The sequence below is a fragment of the Flavobacteriales bacterium genome (genome assembly GCA_019694795.1).
GTDB lineage: Bacteria > Bacteroidota > Bacteroidia > Flavobacteriales_D > UBA2798 > UBA2798.
Window position 1 is genome coordinate 45,735 of sequence record JAIBBF010000020.1, and the last position, 6,460, is coordinate 52,194.

Here is a 6,460-nt window from a genome sequence, read left to right on the forward strand (position 1 = left end):
GGCCTTTATGATTAACTCATTTTAATGAGTTTTATTGTTCGTGTTTTTTTGCCATCATTTATCTTAATAAAATAAGTTCCGGCCGGAATTGAAGAGAGATTGATGGATGTCTTTTTGGTGGAATTCATTTGTTGGGTAAACACAATTTTACCAATGAGATCGAAGAGTTCTACCGTATAAGAACTGCTTTGTTCCATCCCGCTTAGCGTAATAATTCCATTGAAAGGATTGGGATAAACCTGAATTAATTCTAGATGGTTTTCCGATACTCCGGTTGGATAAATGTATTCGCAGAAAATGGATTCGCATCCTTCGTTATTGGTAACGGTTAAGCAGGCATAAACTGTATCACTTGTGTTGCTCATTGTGTAACTTGGATTCACATTGGTGAAATTCACGGTGGTCCCATCTTCGGTTATTGACCAAAAATAAGTGATGGCATTCGTTGCAGTTGAGGTGAAGTCGATGGTAGAACCATTCACCGAATAATTAAATCCGGAGGTAGGAGCAGCTGCTACGCTGATTAATATTGAATCGATATCGCCACATAATCCGGAAATGGTGTACACGGCGTAATAATCACCCGGTGCAATTGCGGCCGACGAAAAGAATCCGTTTCCATTGCTGTTATCATTCACGAAAGTGCCGGACCAGGTACCACCACTTTGTGCTGATAAGAAAATCCCGAAAATATCATTGCAGATTACGGTGTCGGCAGAAAGAATCATTACTTCCTGATTCGCATTTACGGTGATACTGGTTGTTGCAACATCGCCGCAATTTCCACTAATGGTATAGGTAATTGTATGAGTTCCCACTCCCGCAGCAGAGGGATCAAATGTTCCGGCGTTAATGTCAACAATTCCATTTCCACTCCAAACACCACCTGCTGTTGCTGCAGTGAGGGTAAATGGACTGGTTAATTCGCAAACAGGACTCACCGGTGTTATGCTTGCATCTGCACCCGTAGCACTGATGTTAATGTTGAAGGTAGAAACTGCAGAACAAGTACCAGATGTGGTGTAGGTAACGGTATAAGAACCATTGCCCGAATTCGCAATGTCAATTTCACCGGTACTTGAATTAATCAAACAACCATTGCAGGAATAGGTACCACCCGAAGTTCCAGTTAATGTTGGAAGCGGATTGGGAGAACTTGGACAATAATTTACATCGCTGTAAGAAATACTTGCATCGTCCTGAGGGTTCACCGTAAAGTTGCTGCTGCTGGTAGAAGAACATCCGTTCACATCGCTTGCAGTTAACACCACAGTGTAGGTTCCTGCACTATAAATTTCAGCAGAAGGATTACTTTGATTCGATGTATTTCCATTATCGAAATCCCAACTATAAGCTATCGGTGCTGTTCCTCCTGTACTGGTATTTGTAACTGTTAAGGTATCGTGTTCACACTGATCCATCGGTGCAGAAGTGAATGAAGCAACAGGACCTGCAGGAAATGCATTTATGGAATAAACTTCAGAATAAACATTGTTGCTGGCATCAGTTACAACAAAGGTTACATTGTAATTTCCCGCCGAAGCAAATGTGTAGGATCCGTTTTGGGTTGACACCACATTAACAGTGCCGTCTCCAAATTCCCATGCATAAGTGTAAGGGGCTGTTCCTCCACTTGGATTGGAAGTAAAATTAAATCCGTTATTCATACAGAAGTCCGCAACGGAATTAGAACTTATCAGTAATGATCCACAGGTATTCATTACATGAAATCCGAGATAGGTAAATGTATTTACGGGATAAACATTCCATGTGTTTTCGCCATCACCGGTCCATACAGTAGTTCCGCTTTGTACATTCGGTTTTCTGCGCAGGGTATGATCCAACGTTCCGGCGGTAACTCCGTTAACGGTCCATCCTGTTCCCGGATCATTTCCAACCAGCCCGATTACGTCAATTACATTTCCGGTGGTAATATTAAACAGTTCATAAGCATCATTTCCATTATGAGAAATGTTACCTGAAGTTAGATCCGTTGACGCTAAAATTATCGGAGAAGAGGATCCATTACTCACAACAAATACATCATAGGGATTAATGGTTCCTGTTAAGGTAATGGGAGTAGCAATCGTACCACCATTAGTATATCTTTTAATCGAGTAATTCCCTGTTAACGTAATTGGATTTGGAGTGGGATTATAAATCTCCAGCGATTTATTATTGCTGGTTCCTTCAATGTATTCCGAAAAGAATAAGTCGGTGCACTGTGCATTGGACACAAGAGGTGATGCCAGCAATAGCATGCCGAGTAGTTTTTTCATAGCAATAGATTTTTAATAAATATAAGGTAGAATTGCCCTGAAGCAATAATTACTTATTTAAAACTTTAGGTACCCTGAAATAATCGGAATCTTTTCTGGGTGCGTTTTTTAAGGCCTCCACCTGGGTGATGGTGCTTTTATCTTCATCCTCTCGCAGCACATTGATTTCTTCACTCATGAAAATAAGCGGTTCGGTGTTGGAGGTGTCTAATTCTTCCAGCTTATCGATAAAACCCAAAATCCGATTTAAATCTTGTTTGATTTCTTCTTTCGACGCAGCATCAAATTCAAGTCGCGATAACTCGGCAATACGGTCAACACTTTTGTCGTCAATTTTCATTTCAAATAGAGTTTTGGATAAGCTTCCCGGAGATCCTGCTCAATAAGGAGCTGAACCTTCTCCTGCAAAGATAATAAATCATCTAAAACCATACCCCGGGTGGAAATGGGGGGGTGACAAACCACTTTCATTATTCCGGGTCGGGTAGGTCCGGTTAGCTTATTGACTTTCGATAGCAGCTTGTAGTTATTCAAAAAGGTAATGGGTACAACAGGAACCTGTTTTTCAATAGCCACCTTAAATGCACCCGCTTTAAAGGGATTCATCACAGGTGCCATTTTCGACTGAGTCCCTTCCGGGAAAATCACAATGGGAAACCCATCATCAATTCTTGAAGCAATAATTTTTAAGGATTGTGAAGAATCACTTTTGTTTTCCCGAATAATCGGGACATGTAAATGGGGAGCTTTGAAAAATAAACCGATAATCGGAAATTTTTTTAACGATTCCTTTCCAAGAAAAAAGAAAACACGTCCCCGCATCAATGAAAAAATGGCAAGAATGTCGAGATAACTTTGATGATTGGCAACGAGAACAAATGGTCCCTCCGGAAAATAAAAACCTTGTTTTTTAATTCGTTTTATAGGATAAAATAAAAAGAGTTGAAGTAAAGGCCACCAAAAATAGGTCTGAAGAAAAAATAAAGTGCGGGTAAATTTCAGGCGGACAAGCAACCATGCAAAAGGATAAAACACTATTCCTATTGCCATAAAAATGAGGGCGAACCAGATTTTATAAATTACATGAAAGATTCCTGCTAACATTGCACTGGCAAAATAAACAGAATTCATTAATACCGAATCATTAAATTGCACAAAAATGAAAGCAATTGCAGAAATAAGCCTGTATCCTTTAAAGGATTCCTTTATCCCGCCCATTGATGCATTTATTGAAGCATTAAACAAGTACGATTCACTTGAAGTTAGCACCAATGCATTAAGTACAATGATTAAAGGGGAATATGATGTGCTAATGGAAAAGTTGACGAAAGAAATCAAATTGCATTTTGAAGGAGGAATTCCATCCGTCTTTGTTTTAAAAATTCACGCCATTGCCGAATAAAAAACCCATACGAATAGCAGTGACGGGTCCTGAATCTACAGGTAAAACAACCCTGGCACTTGCATTATCCCAAGAGTTAAATGCTGTTTATGTTCCTGAATTTGCCCGGGAATATTTAACGGACCTTCATCGCGAGTATACTATACAAGATTTAACTAAAATTGCAGAAGGACAGAATAAATTAATCGAAGCATCTTTGAAAAATGATTGCGATTATGTGGTTGTGGATACGGATATGACGGTGATGAAAATCTGGAGTGAATTTAAGTATCAAACATGTGATGAATCCATTTTAGATGCGTATCAAAAGCAGGAATTTGATTTATATATTTTATGTGGCACTTCGATCGAATGGGAGTATGATGAATTAAGAGAGCATCCGCATTTAAGAGATTATTTTTATATGGTTTATAAAAACGAGTTGAAATTGCAGAAACGAAATTTTCTGGAGGTGGATGGCTCTGTGAAAGAGCGAGTTCAAATGGTTCTGGAAAAAATTTCATCTCAGAACTTGCACAATTGAATAATCTATTGATAATTTTGTCTCACAATTACACGGGGTGCCTTAATACGAAGGGCTGAGATCATACCCGTTTCCCGTTAGCTTTTCGGGAAGAACCTGATCAGGGTAATGCCTGCGTAGGAATAACAAAAGCAGAAAGAAATAAGGTTGTTTTGTTGACATGTCTCAGTGTTGGCTTAATAATTTAAACGATGAAAAAAACAGTAATGATTTTCATGGGTATGTTGTTATACCTATCCATGAACGCACAATGTGTTTTATCGGGTACGATTTTCGATGAAACAAAAAAACCTTTAACAGGTGTCAGCATTCATCTCCAAAACACACAAATGGGTACCACCAGTGATGCAGAAGGAAAATTTCGTTTGACAAAAATTCCAAAGGGCATCTATACCATTGTTTTCTCCATGGTGGGTTATGAAACGCAAAACCATAAAATCGAATTAAGTAATCAAATTTCCGACCTGACCATTCAGCTAAAATTATCGGTCAACCAATTGGAAGAATTTACCATTGAAAGTACCAGGGCAGATGAGAAAACAGGAATTGCATTTACTAACGTCGACAAATCTTCCATTGAAAAAAATAACCTCGGAGTCGATTTGCCTTATCTTTTGGATCAAACGCCGTCGGTAGTAGTTACCTCCGATGCAGGAACAGGTATTGGCTATACAGGAATCCGTATACGGGGAAGTGATCCCACGCGAATTAATATGACCATTAACGGAATTCCACTCAACGATGCTGAATCGCAGGGAACCTATTGGGTCGATTTACCCGATTTTGCTAGTTCTGTAGATAATATACAAATACAACGAGGGGTGGGTACATCCACCAATGGAGCAGGAGCTTTTGGCGGTAGCGTGAATCTTCAAACAAATACAGTAAATGAAAAACCATATGCTTCCTTCGGGAATTCATTTGGTTCATTTAATACACTTCGCAATAACTTGAAAGTAGGAACAGGATTAATTGATGGCAAATTTTCATTTGATGCACGTCTTTCTTCTTTAAAATCGGATGGATATATTGACAGAGCATTTTCCGATTTGAAATCTTTCTATACTTCATCTGCTTGGTTTGGAAAAAAATCTTCAGTCCGTTTGAATATCTTTTCAGGTAAAGAACGCACCTATCAGGCATGGGGAGGTGTTCCATACGATTCACTCGAGACCAATCCTACTTTTAATCCGTATTCCTATAAAAATGAAACGGACAATTATTGGCAAACCCATTATCAGCTTTTTTATAATCAACAATTCAAAGAAAAATGGTTTGCCAATATCGCACTACACTATACCCGCGGATATGGCTATTATGAGCAATACAAAACAGATAAATCATTTTATGAAATCGGAGTCCCTGATCCTGTCATTGGTGGCGATACGATTTTGTATGCCGATATGATTCAGCAGAAATGGCTCGATAATCATTTTTTTGGAACAGTTTATAGTTTGCGTTTTCAACCAAATGAAAAATTAAATTTAGTTGCCGGAGGTGGTTGGAATGAATATCGCGGTTATCATTACGGAAGAATTATTTGGTCAGAAATTTCATCCGGTGTAGAAAAAGATCACGAATTCTACCGCGATACAGCCACAAAACGCGATGCAAATGTGTACCTGCGCGCTAATTACGATTTCAATGAAAAATTGTCCTTCTACATCGATGTTCAGGAGCGATTGGTGTCCTACACGTTTTTAGGATTTGGAGTGTTGTCTAATGACTCCGTTCAAACGGTGAAATACAATTTTTTTAATCCCAAGGCTGGAATCAGTTATTCATTGTCCAAACAGCATGCAGTTTATGCATCTTATGGGAGAGGAAACAAAGAACCGAACCGCGATGATTTTGTTTCATCCCGACCAGGTACTTATCCCAAACCGGAACAAATGGATGATATAGAAGCAGGTTATCGTTTTCGTTCCGGCAAACTCAATGTTGGGATTAATATTTATTATATGATTTATAAAAATCAATTAGCGCTAACCGGAAAAATTAATGATGTGGGGAATTACATCCGTACCAACATCGATAAAAGTTTTCGCCGGGGGGCAGAATTAGATTTAAAGTGGCAAATTCATAAGCGGTTATCCTGGGCCGGAAATATTACGCTGAGTCAAAACAAAGTAGTACAGTACAAAGAATTTATCGATAATTGGGATACATGGTCACAAGATACCATTGAATATAAAAATACAGAATTGGCATTTTCTCCTTCGGTTATCGGCGGACAGGAATTAACGTTTAACCTAT

Annotated in this window: 6 protein-coding genes and 1 riboswitch; of the genes, 3 read left to right on the plus strand and 3 right to left on the minus strand. The window is 38.9% G+C overall.

All coding sequences use genetic code 11. The features are described from left to right. Positions 1–11 precede the first annotated feature (11 nt). The 3 genes from K1X56_08120 to K1X56_08130 are packed head-to-tail and all read right to left on the minus strand — an operon-like array spanning position 12 to position 3,410. Complete coding sequence (locus K1X56_08120; protein ID MBX7094670.1) at positions 12–2,279, minus strand: T9SS type A sorting domain-containing protein; 2,268 nt, start codon at positions 2,277–2,279, stop codon at positions 12–14. A gap of 49 nt (positions 2,280–2,328) precedes the next feature. Continuing rightward, positions 2,329–2,619 carry an Asp-tRNA(Asn)/Glu-tRNA(Gln) amidotransferase subunit GatC gene (gatC, locus tag K1X56_08125; GenBank protein MBX7094671.1) on the minus strand — a complete coding sequence of 97 codons (291 nt, stop codon included), beginning with the start codon at positions 2,617–2,619 and terminating at the stop codon, positions 2,329–2,331. Next, positions 2,616–3,410 carry a 1-acyl-sn-glycerol-3-phosphate acyltransferase gene (locus K1X56_08130; GenBank protein ID MBX7094672.1) on the minus strand — a complete coding sequence of 265 codons (795 nt, stop codon included), beginning with the start codon at positions 3,408–3,410 and terminating at the stop codon, positions 2,616–2,618. The genes gatC and K1X56_08130 overlap by 4 nt, the downstream gene beginning before the upstream one ends. Before the next feature lie 28 nt (positions 3,411–3,438). Here K1X56_08130 and K1X56_08135 point away from each other — a divergent pair, with 28 nt between their 5' ends. The 3 genes from K1X56_08135 to K1X56_08145 all read left to right on the plus strand — a co-directional run. Further along, positions 3,439–3,681 carry a thiamine-binding protein gene (locus K1X56_08135; GenBank protein ID MBX7094673.1) on the plus strand — a complete coding sequence of 81 codons (243 nt, stop codon included), beginning with the start codon at positions 3,439–3,441 and terminating at the stop codon, positions 3,679–3,681. Then, positions 3,671–4,204, plus strand: coding sequence for an ATP-binding protein (locus K1X56_08140; GenBank protein MBX7094674.1), 534 nt, complete (start codon positions 3,671–3,673; stop codon positions 4,202–4,204). Before K1X56_08135 ends, K1X56_08140 begins: the two co-directional genes overlap by 11 nt. 23 nt (positions 4,205–4,227) lie before the next feature. Further along, a riboswitch (TPP riboswitch) is annotated at positions 4,228–4,344 on the plus strand. Between the two features lie 51 nt (positions 4,345–4,395). After that, the coding region (locus K1X56_08145; GenBank protein ID MBX7094675.1) for a TonB-dependent receptor at positions 4,396–6,460 on the plus strand (2,065 nt) is incomplete at its 3' end.